Genomic DNA, 16,646 nt, shown 5'->3' on the forward strand with positions numbered 1-16,646 from the left:
ATGTTTCGGCATAAAGCCGATTAACGTCTCACCGATGCAAAAAATTCCGCTCATTTCGCTTCATCGCCTTTCCAAATATCTTTCAACGTCCAGTAAGTGAACTCGTCAACTCGTACATTGCCTTTCTCAGAAAACAGCTCAATCCCTGCTCTTTCTTCTTTGGGATATATGCGGCTGGTCATTGTCGCTTCACCATGGTTTGCAAATACTTCAATAGACGATCTGTCAAGAAACAGATGCAAAGTGAGCTTCTCCTCCGCTTCAAGCCGTACGTTTCTCACACCGTCCCGCGCTTTGCCGGACTTTGAACAGTCGAGCGTCAGCTTTTGATCAACCAAGCTGTACTGGATGATTGTCTCTTCCTGTTCAATTCCCCGGATCTTTAAGCCAACCGTTTCGGCACTGCAAATTGTCAAATCAAAAACGACCATCACTTCAAGAAGCTTTTCAGTTGTGTTTATAAAATAGCTGCTAGAAATCGATTGATTGTCACATTCATGATGTTCCGATTCACGAAGTAATTGAGTCTCCTCGACGGGATTCATTAAAATTTTGTGATCATCCTTCAACGTCAATTCCCGCGGCAAAGTTAATGCCCCGCACCATCCGTCTGCTTTCGTCGGCATCTCTGATTCCCACATATCCATCCAGCCAATCGCAATTCTGCGCCCTTTGTCATCCAATAAAGTTTGCACGGCATAAAAGTCATGGCCGTGATCCAACTCTTTAAAGGAGCCATGTACAAACTCATTCGTTTCTTCATCATAGTCTCCAATCAAATAGCCTGTTTGATACAGATTTTGATATGAATCACCATCCGCCTCTATACCCTGAGGGGAAATCAGCAAAATGTGTTTGCCGTCCAGTTCAAAGAAATCCGGACATTCCCACATAAAGCCGAGATTTCCGTCGCTTTGGGCGAGAACGCCTGCGTACTCCCAATCTACAAAGTTAGGCGAGCGGTATAAAATGACCCGCCCGATGTTCTCTTTTGAGGAGTTTCCGACCACCATATACCAGTTCTCACGATGCTTCCATACTTTCGGATCGCGAAAGTGACGTGCGCTGTCTTCCGGCGGCTCTGCAATGACAGGGTTTTCTTTCAGTTTTTCAAAGACGATACCGTCTTTGCTGACTGCTATATTCTGATTTTGGTAGAAATCGTCTTTCTCTTCATCTATCATATTATGCCCTGTATAGATTAAAGCGAGGTCGCCGTTATATTCGACTGCGCTTCCTGAGAAACAGCCGCTCTCATCAAATGCATCGCCAGGCGCTAAAGCGATCGGCAAGTGCTCCCAGTGAATGAGATCCTTGCTCTTCAAATGGCCCCAATGCATCGGCCCCCAATTCTCATCATACGGATGGTGCTGATAAAAGACATGATACTCCCCTTTATATTGAATAAGCCCGTTTGGATCATTTATCCAGTTTGCCCGAGGCATCATGTGATAGCCCATTCGGTATCGGTGATTCACTTTTTTCCCGGCTTTTTTCAATGCTTCTTCTGCCTGCTGAATTCTATTCATCTGTGACATCCTCTCTATATATGCTTTCTTTGTAGACTTTGAGCAAATTCAACGTCTTTCTTTGAGTCTAGCAAGGTAAAAATCGAAATAAGGGTGAAACAAAGGACCATTGCTCCCATGATGAGATAAGTCTGGCGAAATCCGATGCTGTCGTATAAACCTCCCGCAAGCGGCGAAAAAATCGACGTGCCTACCTGGGATGCGAATTGAAAGCCGACAAGATAAAGTACGGATGAAAGACGATTATCAAAGTTAATCGCCAAATATTTAAACACCGCAATCAGCATTATCGGCAATTCTAAAGCATGAATGAGTTTCATCGATGAAATTCCGACCGGTCCGTTGACAAGTCCGGAACCGATAATGCGGAAAGCCATTAATAGCCCCGCTAAAATCAAACTTTTTTTAGGACCGAGCTTATTGACGATGAAAGGCGCAAGAAACATCATGCCCGCTTCAATAAATACTTGGAATGAATTAAGGTATCCAAATATTTGGTTCCCCAAGGCCGGAGTCGGAAATAATGAAGCGTAGTAAAGCGGAAACTGCTGGTCATAGACGCCGTATACGCAAGTTACGCCGATCACGTACAACATCAAAAACCAGAAATCTTTTAAGAGAAAAAGCCCTCCTACGTCTTTTAATCCGACCGAGTCTGCTCTTTCCTTTTCATCATCTGTCATCTCAATTTTTACGGAAACAATAATGGCCACCAATATGACTGCTGAAACGGACGCAACCCAGAAGTTGATATTCGGATCGATATTGAACAGCTGACCTGCAAAAAATGTCGCCGCAGCCCAGCCGAGGGAACCCCACATCCTTGTTCTCCCATATTCAAATTGATATTTACGGCTGACCTTTTCAATAAAAGTTTCAATCGCGCCGATTCCAGCGAGAAAAGCAGTTCCCAAATAAATTCCCCCGACGATAGCCCCAAGAAAGACATTGTATTGCAAAAGCGGTCCGTAAACGAAAATATAAAAGGGACCTGTAAATACGAGAAGCAAACTGATCATAAATAAAATGTTTTTCTTCAGCCCGAGCTTATCAGAGATAAAACCGTACAAAGGCTGCATGCACAAAGTAAAGATCGCATTGACAGAAAAGATAATGCCCGTCGCAGACCCGTTCAAATTGATTTCTTGCCCCAACCAAATCGCAAATAAAGAGTAGCTGGAAGACCACGTAAAAAAGAAAAAGAAAAAATAAGCGCTTAGTTTCCAATACAAACTGTTTGAGCTTTTCATTTTCATTTGCTCCTTTAACCCGATTTGGATGTATCTATTTGATGCCTGTCCCTGAACCGCCAATGCCTTCTAAAATGTAGCGCTGGGCGACAATGTAGATCAGAATCAGCGGAATCGTCGAAATCGTCAAGACAGCCATGACCTGATTCGTATAAACCGGCTCGGTGCTGTTGATGGCTGTAATCGCCACCTGGATCGGAAATTTCGACTTATCCGTCAAAACCATCAGCGGCCAAATATAGTCATTCCAGCTGCCGATAAAGGCCAATGTCCCCACCGTAGCAACGGCCGGCTTGGACATCGGCAGCATCACCCGCCAGAAAATCTGCCATGTATTGGCGCCGTCTAGCTTAGCCGACTCAATCATCTCCCCCGGAATCGCCATGAAAAAGTTCCGGAACAAATAAATATTGAAGGCCCCGGCAAGCGCCGGCAAAATCACGGCAAGGCGCGTATCAACAAGTCCGAGCTTATGAACGATAGTAAACTGAGAGATTAAAATCGTTTCCAGCGGCACGATTAAAAGCGCCAGCAATATGGCAAACAGCACTTTTTTGCCTGTGAATCGCAGCTTGGCGAATGCGAAGCCCGCCATTCCGTTGATGACGACAGCTCCCGCTGCCACACACAAACCGTAAAACAGACTGTTACCGATATACATCAGCAAATCAAACCGTGACAGCACTTCCCTGTAGGATTGAAACCATTCCGACGGATGAAAAGACGGGAGAAACGCTTTAATGCTGCTGATATTGTTGTAAATATCGGCTTCCGGTTTCATCGATGAAGCGACCATCCAAATCAGCGGAAATATAAACAGAACCGCCAGCAAAACAAGGCATATATATTCCAGTATCGTCAAAGGTCCGAATTTCCGTCTCATTCGCCTTCATCCTCCTTCACCAACTTGCGCTGTGCCAGCGTCACCAATCCAATCATCGTGCCAAACAAGAGCGCAATCGAACTTGCATAGCCGACCATCCGATCGGTAAATCCCGTTTGATAAATATAATAGACAACCGTCATCGTTGAATTGACCGGTCCCCCCTGGGTCATCACCATGGGTTGCACAAGGAGCTTAAACGCACTGATCAGCGTCGTAATAAAGATAAAAACCGACGTTGGCTTCAACAATGGCAATGTAATATAAATAAACCGCTGCCATTTATTCATACCATCCAATTGCGCCGCCTCGTAGACATCTCCGGGGATGTTTTGCAGACCCGCTAAAAAAATCAGCATCTGAAATCCGGCTCCCTGCCAGGCGGAAACGACAACAATTGTAAAGATCGCCTGCTTAGGACTTGTCAAAAACGGCTGTGGCGGCAGACCGACATGTGTCAGAACGTTATTGATCATTCCTTCATTCGGATTCAGCAAGTACAGCCACAAAACGGAGATGACAACAAGCGACATGACGACGGGGCTAAAGTATGCGACTTTGAAAAACGTATTGGCCTTACGCTTTTTATTCAACAAAAGGGCCAGCCCGAGAGCGGCCCCGATCTGTAACGGAATCACAAGGACAACAAATTTCAATGTGTTGCTCAAACTTTTCAAGAAAATAGGGTCTTTGAACAATTTAATAAAGTTGTCAAAACCGACAAACTTGCGCAGGTCAGGTGTTAACAAATAATAATCTGTAAATGCGTAGTACACAGCCATAATCGAAGGAATCACGAGAAACACTGACAAAATCAGCAAGGCCGGACCTAAAAATGTATAAGCCAACGCATTCTCCCGCCACCCTATTTTATTGCCCGCGGCTTTTTTCAGCGGAAAGGCCGGCCTTGCTTCTTTCAACGGAATTTTATTCATGGCTCCACCTTCTAATTTGCCTTATCGATGGCTGATTGCATTTCTTTTGCACGCGTATCCAGCACTTGTTGAATATCCTGATTCTGATCAAAGAAGCTGATGTCATCGATCGCTTGCTGAAATGCGCGTGTCACCTGTGGATAAGCCGGTGTTACCGGTCGTGCGTGCCCCGTTTCTTTCAGCTGCTGCATGAAGACATTCATTTCATCCGAGAATTCTTTTGTCAGCACTTTCTCTGATGAATAGCGCACAGGCAGCGCGGCGATTGAACGGCTCAATTCCAGGTTGGATTCTTTGTTTGTCATCCAATCGACCAATTTTGCCGCCCACTCCTTGTTTTCAGACGTCTGTGTCATGGCGAACTGCCAGCTTCCTGAAGGGGAGACAAGCTTTTTTGTTTTTGGCGAAACAGGATACGGCATCACACCATAATCGACATTAGGAAAATTTGTTTCCATGTCGGTTACCGTCCAGACACCGCTCATTTTCAGCGGATATTTTTCCGTTTCAAACGCCTGCTTAACCGGAGTCCGGGTCGTATAGCCCTCCTTCAGCATTGTTTGAATAAATGTCATCGCTTCAACGGTCGGTTTATCGTTAAAAACACCCTCCGCTTTCTTGCCGTCTTTTGAAAGGATATCGCCGCCAGCCGACCAAACAAACGGCAAAAGCGCATACGTCAGCATTTCGTCTTTTGACTGTAATTGCATATCGATGGCCGGTTTGTCATATTGATTTTTCAGCTTTTTGCAAAGCTCAAGAAATTCGTCCCATGTCCATGGATTCTCAACCGTTGGCAGCGTTTTCAAATCAACGCCGGCGTCCTTCAGCATTTTTTTGTTATAGTAAATGCCGACCGACGATTCGCTGACGCCGATCGCATACAGTTTTCCCTGGTAAGTTCCCTGCTGCTTAATGCTCGGCAATAAATCATCCTGTCCTTTGATATACTCATCCAATGGCGCAATAACACCCGATTTCGCATAAGCCGCCGTATTCGGTCCGTCCAAAGTGATCACATCCGGCAGCGTGTTCGTCGTCAGCGCCGCGTTCACTTTGTCTTCATATCCGCCGCCGTTTCCGCTTCTGGGGATGAAATCAATTTTAGCCTCGACATTTTCAGAAGCATACTTTTTGTTGAAAGCGTCCACCCGCTTTTGATAGACCTTTCCTTCTTCACTATCATCAGATACGTGCACCCACACCGTAAGCGTTTTCCCATCATGGCTATTTGCATTTTTGCTATTGCTGCAGCCCCACATCGCAAACATCAACAACAACGATAAAACTCCGAAGAGCCACCTTTTCATCTTTGTCACTCCCCCCATTTATCATCAATCAATAAATAAAAGCGCTTTCAAATGAATTTTATGTCAACCGGTTTCATATGTCAACCGGTTGACATATATTTTTCAATTTATTCTTCTCGGTACATTTCTCAGAATCATGGTATTTTCTTGCACATATCGGCCCGATTCTCTAAAATAAGTGCGTGACGAGAATTGTAAGCCATTTCAGTAAAAAGCAGGGGGACAAGGGAATGAAGCCTAGCATTCACGACGTTGCAAAAAAAGCGGGAGTTTCATCAACAACCGTTTCGCGGGTATTAAATAACCGCGGCTATATTAGCGAAAAAACAAAAGAAAAAGTCTACAGAGCGATGGAAGAAATCAATTACTTTCCAAACGATTTGGCCCGCTCTTTATTTCGTAAACGAACCAATTTAATAGGGCTCATCATCCCAAACTCCAGCAACCCGTTTTTCGGCGAACTGGCCTTTCATATTGAGAGCATCTGCGCTTCCATGGGCTACAAACTGCTGCTTTGCAACAGCTTAAATCGCAAAGACAAAGAAGAAAAATACTTGGAAATGCTGATGCGAAATCAAGTGGACGGCGTCATCGCCGTGACTTACAACAGGGGCATTTTAAATTATCATCGGCAAAACCTGCCGATTGTCGCCATCGACCATTACTTATCGGAAACGATTCCCGTCATCGGCTCCGACAACTATAACGGAGGAAAAAAAGCGACGGAACTGTTAATTGCAAAAGGCTGCCGGCACATCATCCATATCAACGGACCAATTGAGCTGAAAACACCGGCAAATCTTAGAAGAAAAGCATATGAAGATGTGATGCAACAACACGGGAGACAGCCGATTACATATGAAGTTCCCTTTCATCAAAATTACCGGGAAATCATCTCAAAGCTGTTTGATGAACAGCCTGCAGCTGACGGCATTTTTGCCAGCGATGATCTCATGGCCGCTACAGTCATCACCGAAGCGAAAAAACGCGGAAAAGACATCCCGGGGCAATTAAAGGTGATCGGCTACGACGGAACGGAAGCGGTTCAGTCCATCCTTCCGGAATTGACAACCATCCAGCAGCCGATCGAACTCATTTCCAAGACGGCCATCGAGATTTTGTCCAAAGCCATTGAAGGTGAATTCGATGATTTGCCGCTGGAAACCTATTTGCCCGTACAGCTTTTAGAAGGCGAGACGACTTAAAATCACGGCACAAAAAAGGAGACAATGGATGTCTCCTTTCTTCATGACATATCCTTATCTATCCAATTGTAAAAAAGATAAAATTTACATTACAAACCTAAAATTTAACTTATATTTCTAGACAAACTCACCTCCACATGATAGATTTAAAGACAAGTTTTCAAAAAATTCTAATTTTGTATGGAGGTGCCTTTAGTTGAATGTAAGCCACTTTTTTCCTGAAACTCTTGTTTCTCTTGTAAAAGACATGTTAACCAAAACCGATGGTTCAACAACCAAAGCGATTGAAACGCTGATCGGCGGCAAAGTCGAAATCGAAGTTTTTCAGCAAAATGATATTGATTATGACAAGCTGTCACCTGAAGAAGCGAGACTGTTTCAACGCGATGATGAAATCTTGTTTAGGACCTCCTCTTTGAAAACAGGCAATGATTACTTATCCTATAATTATGTCTATGTCAAAACAAATTTACTGCCGCCCGCCATCAAACAAGATTTGCAGGAAGAAAGGCTTCCCATCGGGAAAATCATTGCAGAACTGGAGTCAAGGCGTGAAATTTTCAGCACGGGCGACTGCCTGGGAAAACATTTCACACACCTTGTACCTGTTTCGGCAGATCGGACATATGCTTTTAAAAAATATCAGATCATCAGCGGCCGGCAGTGCATGTTCTATGTCTGCGAGCTGTTCGATCTAGAAAAAATCTGCGAACTGACGCCGGGCTGATCTTTTGCCCGCCCTTCCCAAGCGCTTTTCCCGCCTTTTTCCAACAAAAAACCCCTGAGGACAGGGGCTTGCAAACTTTTATTGGTAAACCGACTTCGGCACATGTACGACAGGGTTTCCGGCGACATACGGTGCAACGTCATACTGTTGGAATACAATAGTAATGCCGTCTTTTGTAAAATAGAAGGCTGTCTGTTTATCAAGGACGATATCTTTCTTCTTCACGTCCGGGAAGAAAACATCCTGATGTTTACGAATGTAGCTGAGGATATGGTCTTTTGCTTTATCAACCTTTTTTTTCGTATTCAAAATATCTGTCAAATAGACGCGCTTTTTCGCTTTCAGATCATAGTTGAACGAGCGGACAGCTGTATTGCCGTGTGCTCCCCCTGAATATACATAGTTCTCCGTTAAGATGCTCAGCTTTTTGTCGTTCAGATATTTCACGCTGAACGCCGTTTGATAAGCGGTTTGATAACCGTGCTGTTCACCGTCTTGTTTATTTTTCAAATAGTCTTTGTAAGACTGTTCAATGTAACGCTTAAAGTCATTGTTGATCTTGTTTTGCAGAGATTTGCTGCTTATATTCTGAACCTGGGGATAGACAAGCTCCTTGACATTTTTATATGTATGGCTTGTCACCGTCGGTTTTTGCCCATTCACAGCATAAGCCGAAGGAATCGCAGACCCGCCGTACACCAGCAATACCAAAAGCCCTGTGAGCAGAATGGCTGCCGCTTTAAAAAATGATTTTTTGTTCATCATTTAGCCTCCTTAAAAGTGTCATTTTTTATATTACCCGTTTTTAAAACAGGTACACATTTTAAGACTGAGGATCACGAAAAAAAGTTTCTATTTTAAGTTAAATATTTTTAAAATATCCCAATTAAAAACCGGCTTCATTTTTTTAATGAAGCCGGTTGACTGCCGTTTCCTTTCTCTTTTTGATATTGCCTGTTGGCGAAAACGGCAAATACCAGGGAAGCCGCGGACATCAACAAGGAAGCCTTGAGCAGGCCGATCATTAAACAGAGCGCGCTGATGAAAATCCATGCTTGAACGGACGCCTTCATGTTATTCCTCCAGATTAAAACTTAATTTCTCATCTCGCATTTTCCTTATATTTAACGCATCAAACACGAGCGCTTTCGCGGCGGCATACGCATTGTATTCAATTCTCTCCAGCATGTCGTACGCCTTGTGCAATGTTCGGTCAAGCACGAGAATCCCGTGTTTGTTCAGCAGCATGGCCTGGGGCAAAGGCTGTTCTTTTTTGCTGTTAACATCGGCTCTGACCGTTTCCGCCAGCTCCTTTGAAGTGGCCGGGGCAAAGGTGAGCGACCTAATGCGGCCAAGCTTTTGCGTAGCCTCAGTGATGTTCGGGAGATCCATGCCCAATGAAGCGAACACCAAAGATTCCTTCGGATGCGCATGGAGAACACAGCCGATGTCTTCCCTTTCTTGATAACAGGCCATGTGCATATTGATTTCCCTTGTGATGTTTCCTTCTCCTTCGATTTTCTGCTCATCCATATCAACGACAAGGATTTCAAATGGTTTGAGATCGCAAAACTTTTGCTGGGACATTAAGGTCGGTGTCATGATGATATGATGCTCGTTCATTCTGACGCTCACATTTCCGCCTGCGACGTTCGTTTCAAAACGGGTAAACATCAGCTTGACAACTTTGCACAGGTCCTCTCGTTCTTTACGATATAACACGATGATCATCTCCCAATTCTGTAATGATGATTTGCGAAAACAAGCTTTCGGCTTCAGACATATCAAAATCTGTGCAATTTTGCTTTGCCGCTTTGGATGCTGCACAAGCCACAGCATAGCGCAGCATCGTTTGGAAATCGGCTTTTTGCACCAATTGAGCCATGAATGCCCCGACAAACACATCTCCGGCACCTGTATCATTCCGCTCATGAACGGCCGCCGATGTCACGCGGTATATCCGGCCGTTGCGGGAGGCATAGCACCCGTCGCGTCCGAGCGATATGACGACATAATCGATTTTGTCGGCCAGAAGGCGCAGCTTCTCCAATAAAGACAGCCGCTGTCCGCTAAACAATTCCTCAGCCTCATGCTGATTCGGCTTTATAAAATCCACTCCCAGCTCAACAGCCAAACATAGCGCCTCCCCTGAGAGATCACAGGCAATAAAGCAGCCTTTCCTTTTCAATGCAGCGAGAATTTCCTTCAGCTTTGCATTCGTATAGCCGGGAGGCAGAGATCCGGCCATCACAACGGAATCGTTGGGGGTGACATGCCGATCGATAAAACGAATGAGCCTTTGGTGATTCTCCTCTGAAACGGGAAAGCCGTCTCCGGTGATCATCAAACTGCCTTCATCCGTTTCATCAAGCAAAACGATACACTCCCGGGTCGACGCCCCCTCTTCAACAAAAAGATGGTGACTGACCTTTTTGTCGGTCAGAATCGCTTCCATTAATGTGCGGTTTTCTGATCCGATAAAGCCGAGCGCTTGATTGGCGACACCGAACTTGGATAAGGCATGTGAAACGTGGAGCCCTTTGCCTCCCAAGTCGTATTCCGTTTCGGCCACCCGGTTCGTTTTTTTCCTAGTCAAACGTCCAGTTGTCTTTATCAGCCGGTCAATGGCAGGATTCAGTGTAATCGTATATATCATAGCGGTTGCCTCCTTATACCGTTTCTTCCTTTTCCAGTTCTTTCGTCCGCTTCTTCATCATCCGGCAATACAAGGCGAAGAAAAGGAGCCATACGGCGGCGAGAATAAAGCCGGCGACATGGCCTTGCAACAATTCACCCGCTTTTGCAAAAATATAGCGAAACACCGGGTATTCCAGCGTACTCCAAGACAGCATCTGGCCTTCACCGATCTTCACCGCGTTTGTATCCTTTGCCAGCTGTGTGATGGATGGTGCAAAACCGGTGGCAATATACAGAAATACAGGTGTCGTAATGATGCCCAAAAGCAGCATGCGCAGGAGGTTGCCTCCGGTAATGATCAGTGCCGGCACGGCTAATGAAATATTAATGATCCCGGCGAACGGCAAAATCGCATTGCCGGGCAAAAGGACGGCATAGATTAACGTAACGGGAACCATCAAGATCATCGCTACCCATGCTTCACTGCTTCCCGCCAAAATCGGCCAATCGAGACCGATGAACAGCTTCCGGTTTTTAAATTTGTTTTTCATAAACTCAGAAATGGCATCCGACAATGGAGAGAGCGCTTGCATGAAGAGCTTGGCAACCATCGGAAACAATGTTAAGGCAGCAGCAGCCTGTACGGCGAGCAGCAGCATGTCGGGGACGGAATAGCCGGCTGTCATCCCAAGCAGCAGGCCGATGATGAAGCCCATCACATGATTCTCCGCAAAAACACCCATTTTTTCTTTTAATGTATCGGCGTCAACATGCCGGTCAAACAACGGTATCTTGCTGATGACCCAGTTGAACGGAAGCAAAAACACAGCAAACAGCATCATACTGTGCGAGACGGTGACGCCGGGGATTCCCGTTATCCTTTCAATTTGTTTTTGGTTCACATCGGCCAGGATCAGCTCAATTACCATTTGAACGGCAGCGACCAAAAAGGCGATATAAAGATTCCCGGTGACACCGATCACAAGGACGGCTGTTAAGATCTTCCCCCACACATTCCATAAATCAACGTTTAATGTCTTCGTTTGATTGAAAAAAAGCATGATGGCATTAATCAGCATTTGCAGCGGAAACATCAGAAACGCGAGCGGCCATGCCCAGGCCAGGGTGGCCAGCGATGTCCAGCCCCCATCGATCGTATTGAGCTGTATACCCGTTCTTTTGACGAGAGCTTGAGCAGCGGGTGTCAGTGCATCCAGCATAAATCCGATGACAATGTTCATTCCGACAAAGGCAACGCCGAGTATGACCGCTGCATTGACGGCATCCTTCCATTTCATTCTGGAAGCGATGCCGACAAGAAACATAAGAAGCGGCACAAATACAGCTGCCCCGAGATCCAATACATACTGAATAATGCTTTGCAATAGCTCCATCCGGGCCACCTCCGCTTATGTTAATAATTGAATCAGCCTATCCGTTTCTTCCTGAAGCCCCATCCCCGTTAAAAAAGCGATACCATTTAATGTCGGAATGGCATATTCTTTTTTGGTTTTTGTAATGGCGATATAAACATCGCTTGAGCCGATGTACTGCTCCAATGATTTAATATCGACCGCGTCCACGCTTGCACGGATGCCGTTTTCCTCCAATATCCTTTTTACTTTTGAAGCAACAGTCTGGCTTGTCGCCACTCCCGACCCGCACGCTACGATCACTTTTTTCATTTTCATCACTCCTGCACAGTTTGTTTTAGAAAGGTGAACAATTGTTTTTTCTCATCCATCGTCTTCAAACGTCTGACAAAGCGGCTGTCATTCAACTTTTCGATCAGAAGTTGCAGCACTTTGACCTGTTTGCAGGGATCTTTCACCCCCAGTACAAAAAAACAATCGATATCCACTTCCTGATCTTCTGTCCCCATATGGATGAACGGCAATTTTTGGTCATTTTTCACAACCGCGATAAAGGCCTGCTTCACGTGCCTGGCATCGGTATGGGGAAGACCGATGCTAAATTCCGGAAGCGCCAGCCCTGTCGGATATTGCCGTTCCCTCTCTATGATCGCGCCTGTAAACGACTTTTCGACATATCCCAATTGCTCTAATGCACAACCGATTTCTGTTAGCAGTTCAGACGGCGTTTGTGCATGGATATCGGTAAAAATGAGTTCTTCCTTGAATAAATCAGCTTCATTCACCTTCTCCACCCCCTTCCCTCAGAAGACAGGCAGATACGATCGAGGACATCTCTTTTTGTCTGTGCCTTCCATATCTTCGCTGAGTCATTCAAAAACAAATCGTTCAAATGCAGAAGAGTAGGTACATGATGATGTTCATCTTCGGGAGCCAGCACGACAATCGCTTTTGCAGCATTTCCGTCAGGCATGACCACACGGTGCCTGCATATCAAAATGCTGAAATCCTCATGCACCACCCCATCGTCCGGCTTCGCGTGCGGGAGATAGATGAACGGGCCAATCATCATTCTGCGGCTTTCCTCCGCAAACAGTTCCGTCAGCCGCCGCTTATAATTTTCATTGATGGACCCCCTTAACTTCATGGGCTTAATCGCTTGTTCAAGCGCTTCTTCCCAACTCATGTCCCTTTCAGTAAAACCGATATGGTCTTCTGAAAATGGGAACAGCTTTTCACCTTTAATGCGATCGTCGTTTGCACATGCAGAAGAAGATGATTGATTAAAGAAAGACATGAGTTTCTCTTGCACAGCCGGATAATCCTTTTGATCGATATAATCTTTCAAATGAAATAATAATTCGCGCGCCTTTTTTTCACTATCTTGTTCTATATATTTTTGAATCTCTTTTTTTAATAAGAAGCGATCTTTCTCATTTAAAATCGGATCGACTAAAAACGTTTTTTTCACAGTATTTAAAGGGACGGTTGAAAAAATAAAATCCACCTTTTGTTCGTGTTCTTTAAAATTCCGCTCCGCATATGCGCCAATGAACTGAAAATGGGGAAACATTCCTTTTAATGTTTCAAGGAGAAGCTTTGATACAGAAATTCCGTTCCGGCATACAACCAAAGCTTTAAAGACAAAATCCGCTTCTCCTTCTGTCTGATGAATCCAGGCCTGTACAATCATCGCAAGATAAGCGACCTCTTCCTGCGAGAGCGGCAGCCCGATAACCTTTTCGATCGGAAAAACGGAATTGCTGACGATGGAATAGACGGATGGAAATTCGCCGATAAATTGATCCTTTAATGGATTGTCGATGTTCAGCCCCATCTTTATTCTGTAAACCGCAGGCCGCAAATGGAGAAGCAGCCTATGTTTAAGCTCTTCTTTCTTCATTAAATCTGTCGCCAGCTGTCCTTCAAGCACATCGAGGAATTCATGGACGCAATTCACCAGATCCCCGCCGCTTGAAAGATCAAGTGCAGATTCAAGCTTGTTGGATGACAGCACCTGAAGAGACAAATACAATTTATCGTTTTCACTCAGCTCGGTCATACCCCAAAATATATTTTTAAGACACTGATATTCCTTTGTATGGATGAGGTCCGCCTCTTCAAATTCAAGCGTCCACTCCCGCCTGCATTCCTTGATCCGCCTGATCAGCAAGTAGAGGACGATCGGTAAATCTTCAATTTGTTCGTCAGTCAGCGAAATCTTCAATTCTTTTTCCGCTTTCATTAAGCGTTCTTTTAAAAGGAACAGCTCATTTTGATCGATCAGCCCTTTCCGCTCCAATAAGGCGGCGCCGGCATCGCGAGTCAGCAGTTTTTTCGTCTCAATGACCAGCTTTTTGCGAATGCGATACTCAGAGCCGATCAACTGATAACCGTCTTTTCTCGAATATTGCAAATCCAGCGATTCGTTTCGCAAAGATTCCTTGACGGCCTTCATATCATGGAGCATCGTATTTTTGCTGACCGCTGCAAAGTCAGCCAGCTCTTTTAAAGAATCACGGGCCGGATTTGTGGAGAGTTTAATGACGATCAGGCCCGTTCTCAGTTCCGGCGGAATGTAGTCCAGTTCAACAAATGTTGCCTTTTTCAGCATGATATAAAGGTATTCCCGCGTTTTGTCAGAGATCAAAATGCGGCCGTCTTCTCGGGTAATTTGAATCAAATCCAGCTTCTGCTTGCCAATGTAGTCATTCAGCTGTCTAATATGGCTGCAAATTGCACTTTTATTTTGGCTGATCTCTTTTTCGATCCAATCGACCGTAGAAGAACGATTCATCACTAAATGCTGAACAACGTCTTTTAATTTATTTTTCATCTAATCCCCCCTTCTATCCCGAGACCTTAGTTCTATTATATTTTTAAAGCGACCGGAAATATGGTAGTTGAACACAATTTAGAAAACGCTTTCAAATATCGATTGTGATCATCTTTTTCTGTTTCCGGGATATGATAAATATCTGAAGAAATACCGCCTGAAGGCAGTTTGTCGAAAACCCATTGATCCGGTGTTTTTCCCACAATCTATAAATCAAAGATGTTTAAAATGGACCATTTGATTCATACGTATTTTGCAAACCTGGAATTGAAAGATAACACACTTCAATATGAAGCCTTTGATGCATCACCTTGTTGAACGTTCTCACAACTGCTTTTCAGAAAAAATCACACCTTGAGTCGATTTAATATCATTCAAGGCCATAGACATTTATACGATGCTGTCCAATCCGAAGACATCAAGCAAACCTCGAATGGAACGAATGGCTGCAGAGGAAAATGAAAAATATCAAACGGTATGGAAAAATACCTAAACAGAGAGATTTTTGCCAAATACCATTGACATTTTCATAAAAAGTATTAATATTAAAATTATTATAAAAATCGCATAAAAAAGGTTTTCCTTATCAAGAGTGGTGGAGGGACTGGCCCTGTGAAACCCGGCAACCGCTGTCTATGACAGAATGGTGCTAAATCCTTAAGAGCGTATTCGCGTTCTTGAAGATAAGGAGGAGATTGTCTATCAAGCTCTTCCTTATCAGGAAGAGCTTTTTTATGTTACCAAAACAGAAAGAGGGATCAATCATGACAAATCCAGCAGCTGAACTGTCACAAACGCCAAATCAAAAAAAGGGGCCGTACCGGGCTGATCAAGTGGGCAGCCTTTTGCGGTCAGAACCTGTGAAAAGAGCGCGCCTTCAAAAAGCGTCCGGTGAAATCACCACTGAACAATTGCGCGAAGTCGAGAACGAAGAGATCAAGCGCATCGTTGAAAAACAAAAAGAGATTGGGCTTCAAGCCGTGACAGACGGCGAATTCCGCCGCTCATGGTGGCACTTCGACTTTCTGGAGGGCCTTGACGGTGTAGAGGGTTATACAGCGGACAAGGGAATTCAATTTCACAATGTAGTAACAAAACCGCGCGGCATAAAAGTGACCGGCAAAGTCGATTTTACGAATCATCCAATGCTTGACGATTATCGTTTTCTTCATCGTATTGCCGGAGACCATACGGCGAAAATGACAATTCCGAGCCCGAATATGCTGTTTTTCAGAGGAAAGCTTGATGAAAGCCCGTACGCGGATCTGGATGAGTTCCATCATGATGTGGCCCAAGCTTACAAAAAAGCGATCGACGCGTTTTATGATGCAGGCTGCCGCTATCTGCAGCTTGACGACACAGCTTGGTCCGTATTTTTCTCTGAAAAGGGACACGAACAAATCAAAGCGTTCGGACGCCAGCCTGATGAACTGCGTGAATCCTTCGCCAAAACGATCAATGAAGCGCTTGACGGACGCCCTGATGATTTGACCGTCACCATGCATATTTGCCGCGGAAACTTCCGTTCGACATATGTGGCCTCAGGCGGCTACGACGCGGCCGCGGAAACGATTTTCGACGGACTGAACCTTGACGGACTCTTCCTGGAATTTGACGATGAACGCTCCGGCGGGTTTGAACCGCTTCGTTACGTCAAACGGAAAGATTTACAGATCGTCCTCGGCTTAATTACTTCTAAGTTTGGAGAGCTTGAAGACCCTGCAGCCGTCAAGCGCCGTATTGAAGAAGCTTCCCGCTATGTTGATCTGAGCCAGCTCTGCCTGAGTCCGCAGTGCGGCTTCGCTTCAACGGAAGAGGGAAACCTTTTAACGGAAGAACAGCAGTGGGAAAAACTGCGCCATGTAATTGACATTGCAGAAGATGTGTGGAAATAAAAACACGCGTTTGAGACATACCGTAATCGGTATGTCTCTTTTTTTTGCCCGCGTTTTTACAATTTA

The 16,646-nt window shown here is 44.9% G+C and carries 16 protein-coding genes and 1 riboswitch; of the genes, 3 read left to right on the forward strand and 13 right to left on the reverse strand.

From position 1 onward, the window contains the following. Positions 1-50: 50 nt before the first annotated feature. From P3X63_RS21585 to P3X63_RS21605, 5 genes are read right to left on the reverse strand one after another with little or no spacing between them, the layout of a single operon-like run. Entirely contained in the window at positions 51-1,529 is a 1,479-nt protein-coding gene (locus P3X63_RS21585; RefSeq protein ID WP_277692007.1) for a glycoside hydrolase family 32 protein, read from the reverse strand. Between the two features lie 14 nt (positions 1,530-1,543). Continuing rightward, positions 1,544-2,779: an MFS transporter gene (locus P3X63_RS21590; RefSeq protein WP_277692009.1), complete on the reverse strand. Its 1,236-nt coding sequence runs from the start codon at positions 2,777-2,779 to the stop codon at positions 1,544-1,546. 34 nt (positions 2,780-2,813) lie between these two features. Continuing rightward, on the reverse strand, positions 2,814-3,662 hold the full coding sequence (locus P3X63_RS21595) for a carbohydrate ABC transporter permease (RefSeq protein ID WP_026589305.1): 849 nt from the start codon (positions 3,660-3,662) through the stop codon (positions 2,814-2,816). After that, positions 3,659-4,597, reverse strand: coding sequence for a carbohydrate ABC transporter permease (locus P3X63_RS21600; protein ID WP_035428566.1), 939 nt, complete (start codon positions 4,595-4,597; stop codon positions 3,659-3,661). Before P3X63_RS21600 ends, P3X63_RS21595 begins: the two co-directional genes overlap by 4 nt. Before the next feature lie 11 nt (positions 4,598-4,608). Further along, a complete protein-coding gene (locus P3X63_RS21605; protein WP_026589307.1) occupies positions 4,609-5,907 on the reverse strand; it encodes an ABC transporter substrate-binding protein in 1,299 nt (432 codons plus the stop codon). A 230-nt stretch (positions 5,908-6,137) separates the two neighbouring features. Between P3X63_RS21605 and P3X63_RS21610 the strand changes: the two genes are divergently transcribed. Then, entirely contained in the window at positions 6,138-7,112 is a 975-nt protein-coding gene (locus P3X63_RS21610; RefSeq protein WP_026589308.1) for a LacI family DNA-binding transcriptional regulator, read from the forward strand. Positions 7,113-7,308: 196 nt separating this feature from the next. After that, positions 7,309-7,839: a chorismate--pyruvate lyase family protein gene (locus tag P3X63_RS21615; RefSeq protein ID WP_026589309.1), complete on the forward strand. Its 531-nt coding sequence runs from the start codon at positions 7,309-7,311 to the stop codon at positions 7,837-7,839. Between the two features lie 78 nt (positions 7,840-7,917). On the opposite strand, the gene P3X63_RS21620 is transcribed toward P3X63_RS21615, so the two are convergent. From P3X63_RS21620 to P3X63_RS21655, 8 genes are all read right to left on the reverse strand, one after another. Beyond that, positions 7,918-8,601 carry a DUF3298 and DUF4163 domain-containing protein gene (locus P3X63_RS21620; RefSeq protein ID WP_026589310.1) on the reverse strand — a complete coding sequence of 228 codons (684 nt, stop codon included), beginning with the start codon at positions 8,599-8,601 and terminating at the stop codon, positions 7,918-7,920. Between the two features lie 137 nt (positions 8,602-8,738). Next, positions 8,739-8,912: a hypothetical protein gene (locus tag P3X63_RS21625; protein ID WP_163170542.1), complete on the reverse strand. Its 174-nt coding sequence runs from the start codon at positions 8,910-8,912 to the stop codon at positions 8,739-8,741. A gap of 1 nt (position 8,913) precedes the next feature. Beyond that, complete coding sequence (locus tag P3X63_RS21630; protein WP_026589311.1) at positions 8,914-9,561, reverse strand: class II aldolase/adducin family protein; 648 nt, start codon at positions 9,559-9,561, stop codon at positions 8,914-8,916. Further along, on the reverse strand, positions 9,548-10,495 hold the full coding sequence (locus tag P3X63_RS21635; protein WP_277692015.1) for a 1-phosphofructokinase family hexose kinase: 948 nt from the start codon (positions 10,493-10,495) through the stop codon (positions 9,548-9,550). Before P3X63_RS21635 ends, P3X63_RS21630 begins: the two co-directional genes overlap by 14 nt. Before the next feature lie 13 nt (positions 10,496-10,508). Further along, the gene (locus tag P3X63_RS21640) at positions 10,509-11,870 is read right to left on the reverse strand and encodes a PTS galactitol transporter subunit IIC (protein WP_277692017.1); all 1,362 of its coding nucleotides are present in this window, start codon (positions 11,868-11,870) and stop codon (positions 10,509-10,511) included. Between the two features lie 15 nt (positions 11,871-11,885). Beyond that, positions 11,886-12,161, reverse strand: a complete 276-nt coding sequence (locus tag P3X63_RS21645) for a PTS sugar transporter subunit IIB (RefSeq protein ID WP_026589314.1) — start codon at positions 12,159-12,161, stop codon at positions 11,886-11,888. Between the two features lie 5 nt (positions 12,162-12,166). Next, positions 12,167-12,634, reverse strand: a complete 468-nt coding sequence (locus tag P3X63_RS21650) for a PTS sugar transporter subunit IIA (RefSeq protein ID WP_051290443.1) — start codon at positions 12,632-12,634, stop codon at positions 12,167-12,169. Beyond that, positions 12,631-14,685 carry a BglG family transcription antiterminator gene (locus P3X63_RS21655; protein ID WP_051290444.1) on the reverse strand — a complete coding sequence of 685 codons (2,055 nt, stop codon included), beginning with the start codon at positions 14,683-14,685 and terminating at the stop codon, positions 12,631-12,633. Before P3X63_RS21655 ends, P3X63_RS21650 begins: the two co-directional genes overlap by 4 nt. A gap of 580 nt (positions 14,686-15,265) precedes the next feature. Next, positions 15,266-15,375: riboswitch (SAM riboswitch) on the forward strand. 44 nt (positions 15,376-15,419) lie between these two features. On the opposite strand from P3X63_RS21655, the gene P3X63_RS21660 reads away from it, so the two are divergent. Continuing rightward, complete coding sequence (locus P3X63_RS21660; protein ID WP_481748565.1) at positions 15,420-16,580, forward strand: 5-methyltetrahydropteroyltriglutamate--homocysteine S-methyltransferase; 1,161 nt, start codon at positions 15,420-15,422, stop codon at positions 16,578-16,580. The last annotated feature ends 66 nt before the right edge of the window (positions 16,581-16,646 follow it).

This window comes from Bacillus sp. HSf4 (genome assembly GCF_029537375.1).
Taxonomy (GTDB): domain Bacteria; phylum Bacillota; class Bacilli; order Bacillales; family Bacillaceae; genus Bacillus; species Bacillus sonorensis_A.

Coding starts and splice junctions, on each gene's coding strand:
- P3X63_RS21590 (WP_277692009.1), bottom strand. CDS start 2,779: ATGAAAAGCTCAAACAGTTTGTATTGGAAACTAAGCGCTTATTTTTTC.
- P3X63_RS21620 (WP_026589310.1), bottom strand. CDS start 8,601: ATGAACAAAAAATCATTTTTTAAAGCGGCAGCCATTCTGCTCACAGGG.
- P3X63_RS21645 (WP_026589314.1), bottom strand. CDS start 12,161: ATGAAAAAAGTGATCGTAGCGTGCGGGTCGGGAGTGGCGACAAGCCAG.
- P3X63_RS21625 (WP_163170542.1), bottom strand. CDS start 8,912: ATGAAGGCGTCCGTTCAAGCATGGATTTTCATCAGCGCGCTCTGTTTA.
- P3X63_RS21635 (WP_277692015.1), bottom strand. CDS start 10,495: ATGATATATACGATTACACTGAATCCTGCCATTGACCGGCTGATAAAG.
- P3X63_RS21585 (WP_277692007.1), bottom strand. CDS start 1,529: ATGAATAGAATTCAGCAGGCAGAAGAAGCATTGAAAAAAGCCGGGAAA.
- P3X63_RS21660 (WP_481748565.1), top strand. CDS start 15,420: ATGTTACCAAAACAGAAAGAGGGATCAATCATGACAAATCCAGCAGCT.
- P3X63_RS21655 (WP_051290444.1), bottom strand. CDS start 14,685: ATGAAAAATAAATTAAAAGACGTTGTTCAGCATTTAGTGATGAATCGT.
- P3X63_RS21595 (WP_026589305.1), bottom strand. CDS start 3,662: ATGAGACGGAAATTCGGACCTTTGACGATACTGGAATATATATGCCTT.
- P3X63_RS21610 (WP_026589308.1), top strand. CDS start 6,138: ATGAAGCCTAGCATTCACGACGTTGCAAAAAAAGCGGGAGTTTCATCA.
- P3X63_RS21600 (WP_035428566.1), bottom strand. CDS start 4,597: ATGAATAAAATTCCGTTGAAAGAAGCAAGGCCGGCCTTTCCGCTGAAA.
- P3X63_RS21640 (WP_277692017.1), bottom strand. CDS start 11,870: ATGGAGCTATTGCAAAGCATTATTCAGTATGTATTGGATCTCGGGGCA.
- P3X63_RS21605 (WP_026589307.1), bottom strand. CDS start 5,907: ATGAAAAGGTGGCTCTTCGGAGTTTTATCGTTGTTGTTGATGTTTGCG.